Source organism: Zobellella sp. An-6, from assembly GCF_052487945.1.
Window position 1 is genome coordinate 386,770 of sequence record NZ_CP199259.1, and the last position, 16,684, is coordinate 403,453.

The following is a 16,684-nucleotide window of genomic DNA, read 5'->3' on the forward strand; positions in this document are numbered from 1 at the left end:
GGCTTCCGTATCACTGTTGTTTCATTTAGGTAATCTTTTATTAACATGCGATACTTTATAGCAACGGGATATGGTTTATGGAAATATTCTGTAGTCTTATAGTGTTTTTACTATATGGTGGCACCCATGATTGAGGAGCAACAGCAGGGCATCCGATTGCAGGCCTGGCTACGGCTGCTGCGGGAAGGAGGCCCGGCGGGGGAAAGCGCCGATGCCCTGTGCCGCTACGTGCGGGCTTGCCCCGGCGTACAGCAGGCCTACTGGCTGGGCTGGCAGGAGCGGGGGCGGATCTATGCCCATGAAGGCCGGGGGCCGGATCTGCCGCCGGGGCAGGGCGATCCGCTGCAGGCCAGCGATCTGGCGCTGTACCGGGCCTTGCAGCGACGGCGCTACCTGAGCCTGGAACAGGCAAGGGAACAGCCTTGCTGGCTGGCGGGCCGGCTGCGGCGGGCCGGGCTGGCCCATGGCGGCCTGCTGCCCCTGGCCCAGCCCCGGCCGGGGATACTGCTGGTGGCCATGGTGCCCGGGGCCGACCCGGCCTGGCTGCCCGAGCTGGGGGTGCTGTTGCACAGCCTGCTGGCTCAGCTGCCCCGGATGGCGGCCAGTAGCCCCCTGCTCAACGCCGATCCCCAGGCCGCCATCGAGTTCGAGCCCGACGCCACGCCGCGGGCGCTCAATGCCGCCATGCAACGGCTGCTGGGGGAGCGGCCCCTGACCGAGGTGGCTGCCCTGCTGCCGGTCAACTACCGCCAGCTGGTGTCCGCCTGCCTGGGTCAGGGCCGTGCCATCGGCGAGGTGGAAGCCCAGGTGGGCGAGCGCATCCTGCTGTGGCAGTTCATTCCCGAGCCGGCCGAACGGCGGGTGCTGGCCCGCTGCCGGGACGCGACCGAGGAGCTGACCGCCAGCCGCGAGGCGGCGGTGGCCACCCGCCTGTACCGGCTGATCACCGAGAACACCACCGACCTTATCTCCCGCCATACCCCCGACGGCCGCTTCCTCGATGCCTCGCCCGCCTCCTGGGTGCTGCTCGGCTACTGGCCGGAGCAGTTGCGCGGCCAGCCGGTGCAGCCGCTGCTGCACCCGCGGGACAGGGCGCTGCAACTGCGCCGGGCGGGCGAGGCGCTGGCGCGGGACGGCTACCTGACCCTGACCTACCGGGTACGGCACAGCCAGGGGCATTATCTGTGGTTCGAAACCGCCTGCCGAGCCATCCGGGAAACCTACACCGGCGCCGTGGTGGAGGTGGTGTGCGTGTCCCGGGACATCACCGCCCGGGTGCAGGCGGAAGAGAACAACCGTCGCCTGGCGGAGGTGGTGAAGGCCAACACCGATCTGGTGCTCTTTATCGATCCCGAAGGGCGGCTGACCTCGGTCAACCCCTCGGGCCGGCGGGCGCTGGGGCTCGAGGAAGGAGGGGCGCTGCCGGCCCTGGCCGCGCTGATGAGCGGGGAGGACTTCGCCCGCCTGCAGCGGCAGGGCTGGGCGGCGGCCGAGCGGGACGGCGCCTGGACCGCCGAAGCCCGTCTGCTGCCCCGGGGCGGGGGCGCCGCCTTGACGGTGTCGCTGGTGTTGCTGGCGCACAAGGGCGCCGGCGGCCAGTACTACTTTTCGCTGGTGGCGCGGGACATGACCGAGCGGGAACTGCGGGAGGCCCAGCAACGCCGGCATCAGGACGAGCTGGCCCATACCGCCCGGCTGGTCACCCTGGGAGAGCTGGCCTCGGGCATCGCCCACGAGATCAACCAGCCCCTGGCCGCCGTGGTCAATTACGCCGGTGCCAGCCTGCGCTACCTGAACGGCATGGCCGACAACCCCGGCGCCCTGGACAAGGTGGCGGAGGGGTTGCACCGTATTACCGGCCATGCCCGCCATGCCGCCGAGGTGATCAGTCGGCTGCGGGGCTTCCTGCGCAAGGGGCAGCGGCGCATGCAGGCGCTGGACATGGAGGAGGTGGTGCGCGAGGCCATCGACTTCTGCGCCTGGGAGGCGGCCCGGCACAGGATCACCATAGTGCCGCAGCTGGCGCCGGCCCTGCCGGTGGTGTACGGGGATCCGGTGCTGCTGGAGCAGGTGCTGCTCAACCTGCTGCGCAACGCCATAGAGGCAAACCGGGAGCGGCACCCGGATGCCGACTCCCGCATCCGGCTGCGGGTGGAGGCCGAGCCGGAGCGGCTGCTGCTGCGGGTCAGCGATCAGGGGCCGGGGGTGGGGCCCGAGCAGCGGGCGCGGCTGTTCACCCCCTTTTATACCAGCAAGGCGGATGGCCTGGGCTTGGGTTTGTCCATGAGCCGCAGTATCGTAGAGGGCTTTGGCGGCGGCCTGGATCTGGAGCCAAACGGCAGTGAAGGCGCCACCTTCTATTGCTGGCTGCCGCGCCGGCCCGAGGACGGGGCGGGGAATGCCATCGCCGGTGAACAACGGACAGGAGGACAATGATGCCGACCCGGGAGCAAATCGTGTATGTGGTGGACGACGACCAGGGCATGCTGGATTCCACCGTCTGGCTGTTCGAGTCGGTGGGCCTGAAAGCCGAGCCCTTTACCAGCGGCCAGGCCTTTCTCGCCGCCTGCGACGCCGGTGCCAATGCCTGTGTGCTGCTCGATATCCGCATGCCGGGCATGGGTGGCCTGCATGTGCAGGAGGAGATGCGCGCGCGCGGCATAGCGCTGCCAGTGATCTTCGTCAGCGGCCATGCCGACGTGCCCATAGTGGTGCGGGCCTTCCGTGCCGGGGCGGTGGATTTTATCGAAAAACCCTACAACGAGCAGCTGCTGCTCGACAGCGTGCAACAGGCCCTGAGTCGGGGCCGGCAGGAGGCCTGCGACGATGTGGCCAGACAGTTGGTGCGCGCCCGGCTGGCGGAGCTGACCCCACGGGAGCAGGATATCTTCCTGCCCCTGGCACAGGGCTACGGCAACAGGGAGATTGCCGAGCAACTGGGCATCAGCGTCAAGACGGTGGACCTGTACCGCTCACGCATCATGAAGCGGCTGGCGGCGAACAACCTGCCCGAACTGGTGGGCCTGGCCATCGCCGCCGGCCTGGTCGATCCCCTGGATCTGCGCGGCACCTCGCCGGGCTGATCGGCGGCGTGCTATTTCCCCTGCTTTCTGCGCTCGGTGATGGTGGCGCCACCCACGCCGTAGTTGTCGGTGTCGACCTCGTCGATCACCACCACAGTGGTGCCGGGGCCGCGGCCCACCACCTGCACCAGCAGCTCGGTGACGCCGGCGATCAGTTCGGCCTTCTGCTCCCGGGTGATGGGCTCTTGTTCCCGGGTGAGCTTGATGTTGACGTAGGGCATGAGGGTTCTCCTTGGGTGGTTGACAACGGGTATCGGTAGCGGCCCCAGAGCAGGGCCAGGGCGCCGAGCAGCACCGCCAGGGCGCCGCCCAGCAGGGCCTGATCGTAATTGTATTGGTGACTGAGGCTCAGCCCCGCCAGCACCGGGCCGATGATCTGGCCCAGGCCGAAGGCGGCGGTGAGCCCGGCCAGGGTAGCCTGGACCCGGATTGGGGCCAGTTTCCGGCCCAGCGACAGGGTCAGGGCGGTGATGCCCATAAAGGTGCCGCCGAACAGCAGGGCGCCGAGCAGGGCCCCGGCCGGGCCTGGCCAGAGCAGGGGCAGCACTATGCCCAGGGCCTGCGCCAGGTGGGCGGCGACCAGGGTGCCGGCCAGGCCCAGGCGGTGGCCCAGCCCCAGCCAGAGGCCGCAGGAGGGGATGGCCGCCAGCCCCACCAGCAGCCAGCTCAGGTGGCCGAGCCCGGCCAGCGCCGGTTGCTGGTGCAGCATGGCCACCATAAAGGTGCCGGTGATGATGTAGCCCAGCCCCTCGCAGAAATAGGCCAGCAGCAGCCAGGGCAGCAGGCCGGGCCTACGCGGCGCCGGCATCTGCGCCGAGGGTGCCGCCGGGATGGACGCGGCGGCGCCGGGCAGGCCGAACCAGGGCAGCAGTGCCAGCAGTCCGCCCAGTGCCGCCAGCCCCAGCCAGCCACCCCGCCAGCCGGCCAGGCCGTCCAGCCAGGGCACCGCCAGGGCGCTGAGGGCGATGCCCAGTCCCACGCCGCTGTACAGCCAGCCACTCTTGGCCGCCCGGCCCCGGCGGGCCAGCTCCTCCAGCACCAGCCCCGAGGCCAGCACGAAGGCGGCGGCGCTGCTCCAGCCGGCCAGAAAACGCCACAGCAGCCAGAGCCAGGGGGAGCTGGTCAGGCCCATGGCAGCCACGCAGGCCAGGTTCAGCAGCAGCTGGCGGCGCAGGCGTGGCAGCGGCTGGCTGCCGGGGCGGGCGCCGGCCAGCCAGAGGGCGCCGAGCAGGTAGCCCAGGTAGTTGCCCGAGGCCAGCCAGCCGGCCAGCAGGTCCGACAGGGGCTGGTCGGCCTGCATCAGCGGCAGCAGCGGGGTATAGGCGAAGCGGCCTATGCCCATGACGATGGCCAGCAGGGCGATACCGGCGGCCAGGCTCAGGTGCCAGGAGGCGTGGGATGTCACTGTGGTTCCTCGGTCTATTGAAAAAGTTTGATAACCCCGGAAAAGTCGGTCAAAGGGCCTACTCCGCCGACACGCCGTGGGATCTGGTACTCGCCATTTCGGCCTGCTGCGAACATTCACTGGATGTTCGGTCAGGCCGAAATGGCTCGTCACGGCGAGCAAGCTCGCTCCATGGGGCTTCGCCGCGCCCTCCCTGGCGCGGAGGGTCGGCGGAGCCGTTCCCTTTGTCCGCCTGCCTGGCGTGAGCGCTGCCTGTTTGTGCTTGTCTGTTGGTTTTCCCACAGTCTGCTCGTTCCTGCACCATCATTGCCCTTGTACGCCATCCAGTCTAATGATTAGTTATGATGCGGCTTTCATAAAAAGTGATGGGTAAGGCGATGGCGATGGATTTGCGTGAACTCAGGGTGTTCCTGGCGGTGTGGGAGCAGGGCGGGGTGACGGCGGCGGCCCGTCAGCTGCACTGCGTGCAGTCGAACGTAACCGCCCGGCTGCAGGCGCTGGAGAGCAGCCTGGGCACGCCGCTGTTCTACCGCCGGGCCAGGGGCATGGTGCCGACGCCGGCGGCGGAAAAACTGCAGGGCTATGCCCGGCGCCTGCTGCACCTGGCGGAGCTGGCGCACCAGGCGGTGCAACCGGCGGCGCAGCCGGAAGGCAGCCTGGTGCTGGGCTCGATGGAAACCACGGCGGCCATCCGCCTGCCGCCGGTGCTGGCGGACTTCCACCGGGCCTATCCCGGAGTGGAGATCCGGCTGCACACCGGCACCAGCGCCGAACTGCGCAGCGGCGTGCTGGAATACCGGCTGGAAGGGGCCCTGGTGGGGGGCGAGCTGGATCACCCTGAGCTGGTGCAGCAGGTGCTGTTCGCCGAGGAGATGGTGCTGGTGGCGCCGGAAGGCTGTTGCGGGCTGGAGGACGAGCGCATCCGCGCCCTGCTCGGCTTTCGCCAGGGTTGCTCCTACCAGGCCCGGCTCGACGCCTGGATGAGGGAGCTGGGGCGGCCGCCGCTGCGGCTGATGGAGTTCGGCTCGCTCGAGGCCATCCTCGGCTGCGTGGCCGCCGGCATGGGGGTGAGCCTGATGCCCAGGGCGGTGGTGGAGCACCGGGACTATGGCCGGGGAGTGCGGCAACTGCCGGTACCGGAGCGCCTGGCCCGGATCAACACCTGCTTTATCCGCCGCAGGGACATGCCGCCCAGCGCGGCGCTGCAGGATCTGCTGGCGCGGCTGGGCGGTGTGGCATAGTCAATATCGGGCCCGGACGCGACACCGGCGCCATCAGGTTCTGAAGCTCGACACCAGTTGCGTCAGCTGGCGGCTGAGGCCGGTCTGCTCGCCGTAGGCGCCTTCGACGTCGGTGGACATTTCCTGCAGCCGGTTGGCCGACTCGCTGATCGCGAGGATGTTCCGGTTGATGTCTTCGGTCACCAGTTGCTGCTCTTCGGCGGCGCTGGCGATCTGGGTCGTCATGTCCCGGATCTGCTCGACCGACGCCTCTATGGCTTCGAACGCCTGCCTCGTCTCATCGGACAGGGCGATGGCGGCGTCGGACTCGCCGAGGCTGCGTTCCATGGTCACGGAAACCGTCCGGGTACGGCTGACCAGCAGGCCGAGGATGTTGTTGATCTCCTCGGTCGACTGTTGGGTGCGGTTGGCCAGGGTCCGGACTTCGTCGGCGACCACCGCGAAGCCGCGGCCCTGCTCTCCGGCGCGGGCCGCCTCTATGGCGGCATTCAGGGCCAGCAGGTTGGTCTGACCGGCGATATCCTGAATGGTGGAGATGATATCGTTGATGTTCCCGGTCTCCTTCTCCAGTTCGAGGATAACGGTGTTCGCCTGGCGGATGCTTTCACCCAGCCGGCCGACGCCGGTGGCGCTGCGGTCGATGATCTCCTTGCCGTCGCGGGTCGCGTCGAGGCTCCGATTAGACACGTCGGCGGTGTCGTTGCAGTTGCGGGCGACCTCGTTGGCGGTCGAGGCCATTTCGGTCACGGCGGTGGCGATCTGCTCCAGGGAGTCGCGTTGGTGCCCGATCGCGTCGGCCATCTGGCTGGCGCTGGCGTTGGTGCGCGCCGAAACCCGGTCCATGCTGGTCGAGGTTTCCTTGATGGCGCTCACCAGGTGCTGGGTCGAGGCCACGAACTGGTTGAACCAGCGCGCCAGCTCGCCGGTTTCGTCCCGGCTGTCGACATCGAGCCGGGTGGTGAGGTCGCCTTCGCCCTCGGCGATGGTTTTCAAACGGCCCTTGACCGCATTGATCGGATTGACGATACGGCCGGCGATCACCAGTCCCAGAACCCCGAACAGCAGCACCAGCACCAGGCTGACGATCAGGGTGGTCCGCGTCAGTTGCTGCGCGCCGGCGTACACTTCGTCGCGCTGCATAAAACCGACGAACTTCCAGCCCAGTCCGGGTGATTGGTAGACATTGGCCATATAGTCGACCCCGTCGATGGAGACTTCGGCCAGGCCGGCTTGCTGCGCCCCGAGCGCCTTGAAGTTTTCGAGTTCGGCCAGGGGCTTGAAGTTGTTGGCCGGATTGCCGCCATCGACCAGGACATTGCCGTTGCCTTCGACGATCATGATAAAGCCGGTCTCGCCGAAACGGATCCGCTGCACCATGTCGGTGAGCGCCTTCAGCGAAACGTCGATCGCCACCACCCCCTCGAAGTCGCCGCGCTCGTCCTGGAAGCCTTTCAGCAGGGAGACATAGACCGAATCGTCACCCTCCCAGTAATAGCCGTCGCGCCGTACCAGCTGGTAGTTGCCGTCGCGACCCAGGTCGAACCAGGGGCGCTTGCGCGGATCCCAGTTGCCGTAGTTGTCGCTGCCGGGCCATTCCAGATAGCCGCCGTGCCGGTCGCCCATATAGACGTACCCCAGGGTCGGGTTGTTGTTGCCGATGGCGCTGAACAGTTCGAACAGCCGCTGCTCGCGGCCGCCGTTGGCCATGGCGACCTCGGCGGGCTTGCGGCCCTCGTTGAAATAGGTGCTGATGGCGCCTTCGCGCGTCTGGCTCAGGATCGGATAGTCCGCCATCATCGACACCACGTGGCCCATGGTGTCGAAGAAGTTGCCGAAGGCCTGATCGACGATGGCGATGTCGAGGCTGCTGGCTTCTGCGAAGCGCTGCTTGGCGTCCAGGTTGACGTTGCGCAGCGTCAGCGCCACGACCACGATCACCGGCAACAGGGTGGTGCAGAGAAAAGCCGCGAGCAGTTTGGTTTTAATGCTGGTCATGGAATCGAACTCCGTAAATAGAACGGCGGGAGCGGCGGGGCGCCTGCGTGCCCGAGCGGATCTTTTTTCTCTTGAGCAATTATCGTGCCTATTGTGGGGATTGATTGGGCTTTATTTGGACCCTCGTTTGCGGCGAAACGAGGCTGGCAGGGGAAGCCCGGGTGGCGAGCCCGGCAATGGGCCGCCGATGGATGTTGCGAAGCCGTTCATGCGCATTTCTCCCTGTGAATGATTCACTGCGGTGTTGAGTCAGGGCTCCTTCCCTGGCTGCCGTTCCAACGGCGAGGTGACAGCTATGACGTGGTAACGCGTGTTGCTCGAAACCGAAAATATTTTGCTTCATCACCGGATTGACAACAAGCCCTGTCCGCGATGATCGTCGATGGCCATCCGCCGGACGCATCCCTTATGCCCCCGGCGTGAACGGACCCGCGTCTTCGGGAGGGATCCCCGTTTTGTCCTTGATTGCCGCATTCTTGAGGAGTTTGGTGCCGGGTGGTTGCTTAAAAACGACATGGAAATGTCCGTCAGCCCCATCTTGGTCAAGAAACAGCCGGTGTCGGGACGGGTGAGCAAGCGCCGGCTGCCAGGTCACAGGCGAAACCGTACCGTCGGCACTCATCATGGTCGAAGCGGGGCGGGGAAGAGGCAGAAAGCGGATGAAGCCGTCCCCGCCCTGTGCCAGTATCGGAACCTGCGTTCACGACAATGGATTATCAGAGGGGATCTAAGGTGATAACAGTACATCATCTGAACAACTCCCGTTCTCAGCGCATCCTCTGGCTGCTGGAGGAACTGGGACTGGAGTACCGGGTCCAGCATCATGAGCGGGACCAAAAGACACAACTGGCACCAGATAGTCTGAAGCGGATCCATCCGCTGGGCAAGGCGCCGGTGATCACCGACGGCGACCTGACCCTGGCCGAGTCCGGCGCCATCGTCGACTACCTGGCCCAGACCTATGGCCGTGAGCTGCTGCTGCCGGCGGCGGACTCCCCCGCCTGGTGGGACTATGTGTACTGGCTGCATTACGCCGAGGGCTCGCTGATGCCGCCGCTCTTGATGCGCTACGTGTTCGACAGGGTCAAGGCGGCGCCGGTGCCCTTCTTCGTCCGGCCCGTGGTCAACCGGATAGTGGCGGAGGTGGACAAGGCCTTCCTGCGGCAACAGATCAAGACCCATCTCGACTTTGTGGAAGATCACCTGTCCTGCCACGACTGGCTGGTGGACGGCCGTTTCGGCGCCGCCGACATCCAGCTGAGCTTTCCGCTGGAGGCGGCCCTGAGCCGGACCGGCATGGGCGAGCGCTATCCCCGCATCCGGGCCTATGTGACGCAGTTGCAGGCCAGGCCCGCCTACCTGCGTGCACTCGAGGCCGGCGGCCCTTACGCCTACGGTCCGGCGGCGACGGGCTGAGCCCGGCCCGCCCTTGACGGCGGGCGTCATACCCTTAGCCTAAATAACTGATCCTAATAGTGCTACATCAACCGGGCTCCGTACGCAGACACGCCGTGAACCGATCCCTGGGGGCTCCGCCGCGGCATCCCTGGCGCGGAGGGTCTGCTTAGCGGAACCCAGTCGCTGTCGGTAGTGATCTACCATTCGGAACAGTTATTTAATTTATATATTTTTCATGCTGTTACCGGATTCTCTTAAGAGACGCCATGAGCGATATCGGCATTTCAGGCGATATGTATCAAAAATAAGACATCTTATGCGACTGCCCTCTTTATTAAACAAATCATATTACCAATTGGTTGGTTGATACTCAGATTTGGTACATCACCATTTATTTTGCTCCGCTAACCTTTGAAGCAGGGTTAGACAGAAAGACCCTGAGATCGCCCAGGATACCGGATGTATGCAGTGGCGAAACAAACTAGACACTAAATGAAGAAAGAGGGATTTTACCATGTCTATTCAAAAGAAAACCTTAGCTGCCTTGATTGCCATCTCTGTGGGTGCCTCCTTCGGTGCCGTAGCCGGTTATGACGACCATCGTGGCGGTAAAAAAGGTGGCGGCGGCGACACTGAAATAAAGAATGATGATGGTAACCAAGCTGTCGATAAGAGCGTAATTGTGGACATCGATAAAAATGTTCACGTCAAGAAAACCAATGTCACCAAAATCGATATCGATAAGACCTATGTATACGACTATACCTACAAATTCGATATCCAGAAAGCAGAGCAAAAAAACATCACCTTCCAAAGCGGAAAAACCGGTGACGTCAAGGCCGACTCTGACGTGAAGGCCGCTGCCTTTTCCTCCAGCGCCAACTTCGGCAAGGCTGATCAAGACAGCACCAACCTCGGCCTCGGCCTCGGCCTCGGCCTCGGCTTGGGCGTTGGCTTCGGTGCCGGTGCCGGTGCGGGTGCCGGTGCAGGTACCGGTACCGGTGTAGGTCTGGGCCTGCTGGGTCTGGGTCTGGGCCTGGGTGACGGCGATGGCGTGGGTATCGGCATCGGGACCGGTACTGGTACTGGTTTGGGTGCCGGTGCGGGTAATGGTGCGGGCTTTGCCATGCTGAAGCCCGACCAGGATCTGGATCAGAAGTCCGCCTCTTCTTCCTGGGTGAACGTCTACTCCGTATCCATGGTTAAGTCTGGCAATAATACCGTCGGTAACACCGCTGCTACCCACGGTATCAACGTCCAGCAGGCCATCTCCGGTCAAAGCGCTATGGGTAACCAAAGCGTGAACGTGAACGCCAGTCTGCAGTTCTAACCCTTGGGCCGGCCCTTCGGGGCCGGTTTATTGCCGGAGGGAACCATGAAGAAGATAATAATAGCGTCGGTTTTTCTCGCCTCATCTTCTTTTGCCGGTCAGGAGTTTGATATGCTGCCGGTGATAGAAACCGAGGTGCTGAGTGAAAGCCGAGGCATGATGCAGCTCTATGATCAGGAAAACGACACCGCCCAGGGCGGTATTGTGGCCGGTAACGGTGTTAATAACAGCCTGACGGGTTTTAATGCCATAGCGCCTGGTGCTTTTGTCGGAGCCAAAGGGATAATGCTGATTAACCTGAATAGTGGCAACGCCAATATCACCAATATGAGCGCCTCGGTTAACGTTATTACGGCGAAATAAACTATGAATAAAAAAATACTACTGCTAGTAGCTCTTTTTCCGGCGGCAAGCTTTGCGCTAAGCTTGCCCGGTTTTAAGGTTCCGGTAAAAAGCTATTCGGAAATACAGTTCGGTGAGGTAGTCAGGCAGCAGTATGACTTTAGTTGTGGCTCTGCCGCCCTGGCTTCGCTGTTGTCTCACCACTACGATCTTCAGTTCACGGAGGAACAGATATTCGAAGAAATGTATCGTTTGGGTGATAAGGATAAAATTGAAACACAAGGGTTTTCCATGCTGGATATGAAAAAATTTCTGGCGAGAAGAGGCTTGGATTCGGAAGGCTATAGGATGAACCGGGATGACATTATAAGCATGGGCATACCGGCAATCGCTTTGGTGAACTACGAGGGATATAACCATTTCGTAGTGGTCAAGGGCATTGACGAAGATAAAGTCTTGATTGGTGATCCCTCCTTGGGAATGCACATCATAGACGGAGAAAGTTTCGATAAAAGCAGTAATGGCGTTTTTCTCCTGATAAAAGACAAGGTGGAGCTTGCCAAGGCCAGCTTTAATAAAAAAGAAAATTGGGAGCATTCCTTACCCAATGCCCCGACAAGCATGGCGTTAAGGCAGCGATTGCCACACCTGACCGATCTGATGTTGCCGGCGGATAAGCTTTATTAAACGAGGGAATGATTATGAAATGGCTTATGGTGCTTGCTCTAATGTTACCTGCTATAGCCTTTTCGAAGAGTTATGAAGAGTATCATCTTGATAACATGGCTGTTGTACCGGAAAGTGAACTGGCACAGCAAAGAGGGGGCTTTTTGTTACCTGGCCTTAACTATTCAATAGGACTTAGGATAGAGGCGTTGGTCAATAACAAGAGTGTTTTCTTTAGTAATGTCTTCGACATGCGGGATAACAGACTGGTGTTGCCTGCGGTCACTGGTTTGCCGGCAGGGCTTAATATCACCCCCCTGGCAGATAAAGGACAGATAGGCTACATAATTAAAAACTCGGCAAATGGGATAAGGACGGATGTTAATCTTAATATCGATATCGTCACACCACGGGCGATGGAAACATTCAAGGTGAATCAAGGTGCGGCCAGCCGTATCCATTCGGCCATACAACGGCAAGGCTATTGAATATGTCGAAATCTTATAGCTTGGCTCAGCCCATATGAACCTTACCCCATGTTCATATAAGGGCTGAGCTCGGCAGCTGTTAAGTCCTTTCTCCTTTATCATGTCTCCCCTTCCCTGATCCTGATAGTGCCGCATCGACCGGATTCCGCACGCAGACACGCCGTGAGACCAGTGGCAAGTCGCAGTAGCGGCGACAAGAGCGTTTCCCCGACATCGGTGCGGTGGCCGAGCTTGCGCCGTGACAAGCGGTTTCGGCCTGATTGAGCTAGCGAATGCTCGCAGCAGACCGAAACGGCGAGTATCTGGCCACTCGGTAGCTGTGCCAGGCGCTTCGCTCCCCTGGCGCGAACTGCTTAGCAGCCCGGTTCATTATCTCCAATGACTAAATAAATAACTGATCCAAATAGTGCTACATCGACCGGATTCCGCACGCAGACACGCCGTTAACCCGTCCCTGGAGGCTCCGCCGCGTCATCCCTGGCGCGAAGGGTCTGCTTAGCGGAACCCAGTCGCTACCGGCAGTGATCTACCATTCGGACATTCGGAGCAGTTATTTATCTGTTCCGAATGGTAGCTCACTGCCGGCAATGGTTAATGCCGTTATGAATGGTCAAATGGATCAAGCTTGAGAGTGAGGCTGGATTTGCGGCGTGTCTGACATCAATAAAAACAGCCTATATTCCCTTCAACAGGAATATAGGCTGAGTGGTAAGGATTGGTTAAAACATAATGGGCATACTGAAGTTTACCTGAACATCGGGTGCATCCTCGGTCAGGCCGGCCTGGGCATTCATGTTGAGAGTGGTTCTTTCGGTCAGCGCCAATGAAAAACCCATGGTCAGGCTGTCCAGCTGCAACATCTTGCTGCCTTCCGCCTTCCTGCCGTTTATTTTCGAGGTGAACACCGTTCTGTGGTTTACCCCCAGACTAAACGACAGCCTGTTGTTAACGGCGAAGCCCATCCCCATGCCCAAAAAGAAGCTGTCCCCCAGGCGCACTTCGTCATTCGCCAGGTCGTCTCCGTTAAGATCCCTGCCGGCCGTGACCTTGAGGTTATGAGTGTAGCCGGCGGTACCAAAGATAACGGCGGGATCGCTCGGGTAGATCAAGGTCATGCTGGGTTCAATTGCCCAGGTACCGGTTCCGGTTGGCGGGCGTTTGAAGATATCATCGGCATCCAGCTCTTCATCAAATGGGGAGCGACCCGTGTCGGACTTCAACCTTAGCCCGCCAATCCAGAATGGCGCCGTGTCGAGGTTGAACTGATACCTTACTGAGCCTTCAATATCACCAAGGGCACCGCCCGATGAGGTGACCGTTCTTGGGGTGTTGGTCGGCTCGGCTTCCCTGAAGCGGTAGCTGTCATATCGGTAAACCCAAGGGGCTCTCAACTCCAGCTCTATTCTTTCGGTTAAGCCGTACCGGCCGGCCAGGCCAAAGGTAAAGGTGGCCAGGTCCTGGTCCTCTGCCTGGATCAGCCCCACCACAATGGCCGGCAATACGCTGTAACCCAGGATAGAGACGCGGGTCGAGGTATTCTGTCCGTAGCTGAACGAGGGTTCAAGTTCAAATTTTCCTTGAGGTGTCAGCAGCCCTTGACTGTCGAGGGAGCTGGCTACGGCCTCCACCACTTGCCTGTCCTGGGCATGTACTGTGCTTGCTGCAGAGAGCAGTAGGCTGGCAAAAATAATCCTTTTTTTCATCGTTATCTCCTGATTCCATACCTAGCGATAAGACGGTGTAGCGATGCTCTGGAAATACACAGCAATTCTGCAGCTCTACCAGTACTGCCGGAGACGAGGTCGAGCACTCTCTCTATGGCAAGGGCGTCGGCTTCTTCCCTTGCCTTTCGTAAGCTCAAGTTATGATGGTTGACAACCAGGCTTCCTTCCAGGCCGATGAGCTCGGCGCTCAGATAGTCTGTATTGCAGTCAGCGACGCCTTTCTTGATTCGTTCTACCAGCTCGGTGATGTTGCCCGGCCAGGAGTGTCTGTCGATGGCACTTTCCGCCTCGTTGGTGAAGCCAAGAATATATTTACCGTGCGTCCTGCTTATTTTGTACAGATAATGTTTTGCCAACACGGTTTTGTCCTGTCCCCGTTCTCTCAGTGCGGGTACCTTGATCCAGCTTTTCCTCAGCAGGATTGAGAATTCAGGGGTGAAGTGGTAGCTGTTGTCCAGTGAATCCGGATCCAGGCTACAACTGAAGATAAGTTTGAGGTTTTCGGTGATGCCGCTTTTGGTAATGTGTTTCTGAAGCTTTTCGGAAATGAAGTCTATATTCCTCAAGTACAGGCAGGTTGGCTTGGAAAGGCTGTTGGATACCGCGGCGTCGAAATGAGAGATACAGTTATCTTGATCGGTTTGGGAGATGTCTATTTCCAGGAATTGAAATCCTTTCATCTCAGACAGGCATTTAGCCAAGAGGCTTTTCCCTGTTCCTGGCTCCCCCGATATCGTTAAATGCTCGCCCTGATGATTTTGAAGATATATCAGGATGTTTTGAAATTCTTCATGGTGTCCGACCACGTTGAACTTCTTGAACGACAGGCTCAGGTTGTTTCTAATCCTGGACATGCCATAGGCCCGCCCTATGGTGATAGACAATAACTCTTCCAGCACGGGGGCGGTATGGTAGTCATAACAATGCATGGCAACGAAGAGTTGCCATGCCGGTTGCAACAACTGGCCCTGGGATACTATGGCTATCCAAAATACGCCCTGGTAATTGTCCAGCCAACGTTTCAGCTTGGTGTTGGGCGTTTTTAAATTCCTGCAATCGACGATGCCTACCGATGTTCCCGAACCATTCAGATACAAGCCGGCCGTTTCCAGGCTGCTATGCCGCACGATGAGCCAGTCTGGGCGCTGGTTGTTCCATATCCGCAGACCCGAAGACTCGGGGGAGAGTTGCAGGACCAAGACTTCCCTTTCCGAGGCCATTCCGTACCTCCATGTACACATCATCCAAATGATGCCTATCACTATAGAACAGAATGTGATGCTAGTCGGGAGATCGCAAGGTATCTTGCCTATCCTATTGAAATGTAAATAAAAATAGTAGAGTCAATAAACTATGAAGGCTGCAGTCGTCTCGCTCATGGCCGCATCATCACGCCTTGGATATAAAGCCGGTTTCTTAATGGAATGCGGCCGAATGTTGAATAATTGTTTCGTAACTTGGGGGGAGGGGGAGATGGAGTATTGTGGCTCGGTCTTGCCCCGCTAATCATCGCATCGCCCTTATCGATTATTTTTTGTATTCATTGAAGGCTTATTGCCGATGCGCAGGCGGTATTTCTGCAACTTGCGCACCACGCTCGGCTGGCTGATGGCCAGCCGCTCGGCGATGGCGTAGGTGCTGGGCAACTGAGTGCACAGCTCGGTCAGTATGGCCCTTTCGCATTCCTCCAGTGCCGCCTTCAGGCCCTGTCCCGGCGGCAGGGCGGGGGCGGGGGCCGACGGCTGGGGTGCCGGAACAGGGCCCGGCTCCCGCGCGCTCTCCGCCGGGGCGCCGATCAGCTCGCCCGAGGCCGACAGCCAAGCCCGCTCCACCCAGTTTTCCAGCTCGCGCACGTTGCCGGGCCAGTCGTTGCCCATCAGCACCGGCCAGACGCCGGCGTGCAGCATCTTGTGGCCACCGTAGCGGTGGTTGAGCCGTTGCAGCTGCAGCTCTACCAGGGCGGGGATGTCCTCCCGCCGCTCGCGCAGGGGGGGGATGGTCACCGGTATCACATTGAGCCGGTAGTAGAGATCCAGGCGGAAGGAGCCTTCCTCCACCTGCCGGGCCAGGTCCCGGTTGGTGGCCACCACCAGCCGGAAGTCCACCCGCCGGGGCCTGGTGTCGCCCAGCCGGGTGATGGTGCCGTCCTGGATCACCTTGAGCAGCTTGGTCTGCATGGCCAGGGGTAGTTCGCCGATCTCGTCGAGAAAGAGGGTGCCGCCCTCGGCCTGCTCCAGCAGCCCGGCCTTGCCCTGGCGGGCGGCGCCGCTGAAGGCGCCGGGCTGGTAGCCGAACATCTCCGACTCGAACAGGGACTCGGGAATGGCGGCGCAGTTGACGTCGATAAAGGGCCCCTGGCGGCGTTGGCTCCAGCGGTGCAGCTGGCGGGCGAAGGCGGTCTTGCCCACCCCCGATTCGCCCAGCATCAGCACGGTGGCGTCGGTCGGCGCCACCCTCTTCAGCAGTTGCGCCACCTCCCGCAACAGCTGGCTCTGGGCCTCCAACTCGTCCAGCTCCAGCTCTTCCCCCAGGGAGGGGGCGTTGCCCCGCTTGAGGTGTTCGCTGAAGCGGCGCTGCAGCAGGGCGTATTCGTCCTGCAGCAGTTGCAAGTCGGTGAGATCCCGGGAGCGGCTGACGACGCGACTCAGCCGGCCCTGCTCGAAGATGGGGTAGGCCTCGGCGATCACCCGCCGGCCGGTGGCGGTGTGCTGCATCAGCTGGGCCGGGCGACCGGTGCGGATCACCTCCAGGGTGACCGAGGGCGAGAGCACACCCCGGCGCTCCAGCTCCTGTACCGTGGTGGCGCACAGCTCCTCCGGGCTCAGGCCGTAGACGGCGGTGCTGCCGGGGCTGACCTTGAGCACCCGGCCTCCGGCGTCGGTCAGGAACAGGTGGTCCTGGGCGGTGGCGATGATGGTGTCGAGCACCAGGCGGTCGGTTTGCGACATGGTGACGTCCTGCGGGTGATGCATGAATGAATTAATGATACAAATATGTATCGAAACGGGCGAG

General features: G+C 61.1%; 14 protein-coding genes. 8 read left to right on the forward strand and 6 right to left on the reverse strand.

Annotated elements, in window-relative coordinates; translation table 11 throughout:
- Positions 1-126 precede the first annotated feature (126 nt).
- Together ACT7DK_RS01785 and ACT7DK_RS01790 are read left to right on the forward strand one after the other, a co-directional pair.
- A complete protein-coding gene (locus ACT7DK_RS01785) occupies positions 127-2,436 on the forward strand; it encodes a PAS domain-containing sensor histidine kinase (RefSeq protein ID WP_445395730.1) in 2,310 nt (769 codons plus the stop codon).
- On the forward strand, positions 2,433-3,083 hold the full coding sequence (locus ACT7DK_RS01790; protein ID WP_096780080.1) for a response regulator transcription factor: 651 nt from the start codon (positions 2,433-2,435) through the stop codon (positions 3,081-3,083). The genes ACT7DK_RS01785 and ACT7DK_RS01790 overlap by 4 nt, the downstream gene beginning before the upstream one ends.
- 11 nt (positions 3,084-3,094) lie before the next feature.
- On the opposite strand, the gene ACT7DK_RS01795 is transcribed toward ACT7DK_RS01790, so the two are convergent.
- Entirely contained in the window at positions 3,095-3,304 is a 210-nt protein-coding gene (locus ACT7DK_RS01795) for a tautomerase family protein (protein ID WP_096780079.1), read from the reverse strand.
- Entirely contained in the window at positions 3,235-4,488 is a 1,254-nt protein-coding gene (locus tag ACT7DK_RS01800; protein WP_445395733.1) for a YbfB/YjiJ family MFS transporter, read from the reverse strand. The genes ACT7DK_RS01795 and ACT7DK_RS01800 overlap by 70 nt, the downstream gene beginning before the upstream one ends.
- A gap of 383 nt (positions 4,489-4,871) precedes the next feature.
- On the opposite strand from ACT7DK_RS01800, the gene ACT7DK_RS01805 reads away from it, so the two are divergent.
- On the forward strand, positions 4,872-5,729 hold the full coding sequence (locus tag ACT7DK_RS01805; RefSeq protein WP_445395735.1) for a LysR substrate-binding domain-containing protein: 858 nt from the start codon (positions 4,872-4,874) through the stop codon (positions 5,727-5,729).
- Between the two features lie 33 nt (positions 5,730-5,762).
- On the opposite strand, the gene ACT7DK_RS01810 is transcribed toward ACT7DK_RS01805, so the two are convergent.
- Positions 5,763-7,724: a methyl-accepting chemotaxis protein gene (locus tag ACT7DK_RS01810; RefSeq protein WP_445395737.1), complete on the reverse strand. Its 1,962-nt coding sequence runs from the start codon at positions 7,722-7,724 to the stop codon at positions 5,763-5,765.
- Between the two features lie 732 nt (positions 7,725-8,456).
- On the opposite strand from ACT7DK_RS01810, the gene ACT7DK_RS01815 reads away from it, so the two are divergent.
- The 5 genes from ACT7DK_RS01815 to ACT7DK_RS01835 all read left to right on the forward strand — a co-directional run bounded on the left by ACT7DK_RS01815 (position 8,457) and on the right by ACT7DK_RS01835 (position 11,948).
- Positions 8,457-9,140, forward strand: a complete 684-nt coding sequence (locus tag ACT7DK_RS01815; RefSeq protein WP_445395739.1) for a glutathione S-transferase — start codon at positions 8,457-8,459, stop codon at positions 9,138-9,140.
- Positions 9,141-9,636: 496 nt separating this feature from the next.
- The gene (locus ACT7DK_RS01820) at positions 9,637-10,452 is read left to right on the forward strand and encodes a hypothetical protein (protein ID WP_445395741.1); all 816 of its coding nucleotides are present in this window, start codon (positions 9,637-9,639) and stop codon (positions 10,450-10,452) included.
- A gap of 45 nt (positions 10,453-10,497) precedes the next feature.
- Positions 10,498-10,815 carry a hypothetical protein gene (locus ACT7DK_RS01825; RefSeq protein WP_445395743.1) on the forward strand — a complete coding sequence of 106 codons (318 nt, stop codon included), beginning with the start codon at positions 10,498-10,500 and terminating at the stop codon, positions 10,813-10,815.
- 3 nt (positions 10,816-10,818) lie between these two features.
- Positions 10,819-11,481, forward strand: coding sequence for a C39 family peptidase (locus ACT7DK_RS01830; RefSeq protein ID WP_445395745.1), 663 nt, complete (start codon positions 10,819-10,821; stop codon positions 11,479-11,481).
- Between the two features lie 14 nt (positions 11,482-11,495).
- The gene (locus tag ACT7DK_RS01835) at positions 11,496-11,948 is read left to right on the forward strand and encodes a hypothetical protein (protein ID WP_445395747.1); all 453 of its coding nucleotides are present in this window, start codon (positions 11,496-11,498) and stop codon (positions 11,946-11,948) included.
- Between the two features lie 719 nt (positions 11,949-12,667).
- On the opposite strand, the gene ACT7DK_RS01840 is transcribed toward ACT7DK_RS01835, so the two are convergent.
- The 3 genes from ACT7DK_RS01840 to ACT7DK_RS01850 form a co-directional block, all read right to left on the reverse strand.
- Positions 12,668-13,651, reverse strand: a complete 984-nt coding sequence (locus ACT7DK_RS01840) for a hypothetical protein (RefSeq protein ID WP_445395749.1) — start codon at positions 13,649-13,651, stop codon at positions 12,668-12,670.
- 2 nt (positions 13,652-13,653) lie between these two features.
- Positions 13,654-14,892 carry a VpsR-related response regulator gene (locus ACT7DK_RS01845; protein WP_445395751.1) on the reverse strand — a complete coding sequence of 413 codons (1,239 nt, stop codon included), beginning with the start codon at positions 14,890-14,892 and terminating at the stop codon, positions 13,654-13,656.
- 300 nt (positions 14,893-15,192) lie between these two features.
- On the reverse strand, positions 15,193-16,620 hold the full coding sequence (locus ACT7DK_RS01850) for a sigma-54 interaction domain-containing protein (RefSeq protein WP_445395753.1): 1,428 nt from the start codon (positions 16,618-16,620) through the stop codon (positions 15,193-15,195).
- Between the last annotated feature and the right edge of the window lie 64 nt (positions 16,621-16,684).

Coding starts and splice junctions, on each gene's coding strand:
- ACT7DK_RS01785 (WP_445395730.1), top strand. CDS start 127: ATGATTGAGGAGCAACAGCAGGGCATCCGATTGCAGGCCTGGCTACGG.
- ACT7DK_RS01790 (WP_096780080.1), top strand. CDS start 2,433: ATGATGCCGACCCGGGAGCAAATCGTGTATGTGGTGGACGACGACCAG.
- ACT7DK_RS01795 (WP_096780079.1), bottom strand. CDS start 3,304: ATGCCCTACGTCAACATCAAGCTCACCCGGGAACAAGAGCCCATCACC.
- ACT7DK_RS01805 (WP_445395735.1), top strand. CDS start 4,872: ATGGATTTGCGTGAACTCAGGGTGTTCCTGGCGGTGTGGGAGCAGGGC.
- ACT7DK_RS01810 (WP_445395737.1), bottom strand. CDS start 7,724: ATGACCAGCATTAAAACCAAACTGCTCGCGGCTTTTCTCTGCACCACC.
- ACT7DK_RS01820 (WP_445395741.1), top strand. CDS start 9,637: ATGTCTATTCAAAAGAAAACCTTAGCTGCCTTGATTGCCATCTCTGTG.
- ACT7DK_RS01825 (WP_445395743.1), top strand. CDS start 10,498: ATGAAGAAGATAATAATAGCGTCGGTTTTTCTCGCCTCATCTTCTTTT.
- ACT7DK_RS01830 (WP_445395745.1), top strand. CDS start 10,819: ATGAATAAAAAAATACTACTGCTAGTAGCTCTTTTTCCGGCGGCAAGC.
- ACT7DK_RS01835 (WP_445395747.1), top strand. CDS start 11,496: ATGAAATGGCTTATGGTGCTTGCTCTAATGTTACCTGCTATAGCCTTT.
- ACT7DK_RS01840 (WP_445395749.1), bottom strand. CDS start 13,651: ATGAAAAAAAGGATTATTTTTGCCAGCCTACTGCTCTCTGCAGCAAGC.
- ACT7DK_RS01845 (WP_445395751.1), bottom strand. CDS start 14,892: ATGGCCTCGGAAAGGGAAGTCTTGGTCCTGCAACTCTCCCCCGAGTCT.
- ACT7DK_RS01850 (WP_445395753.1), bottom strand. CDS start 16,620: ATGTCGCAAACCGACCGCCTGGTGCTCGACACCATCATCGCCACCGCC.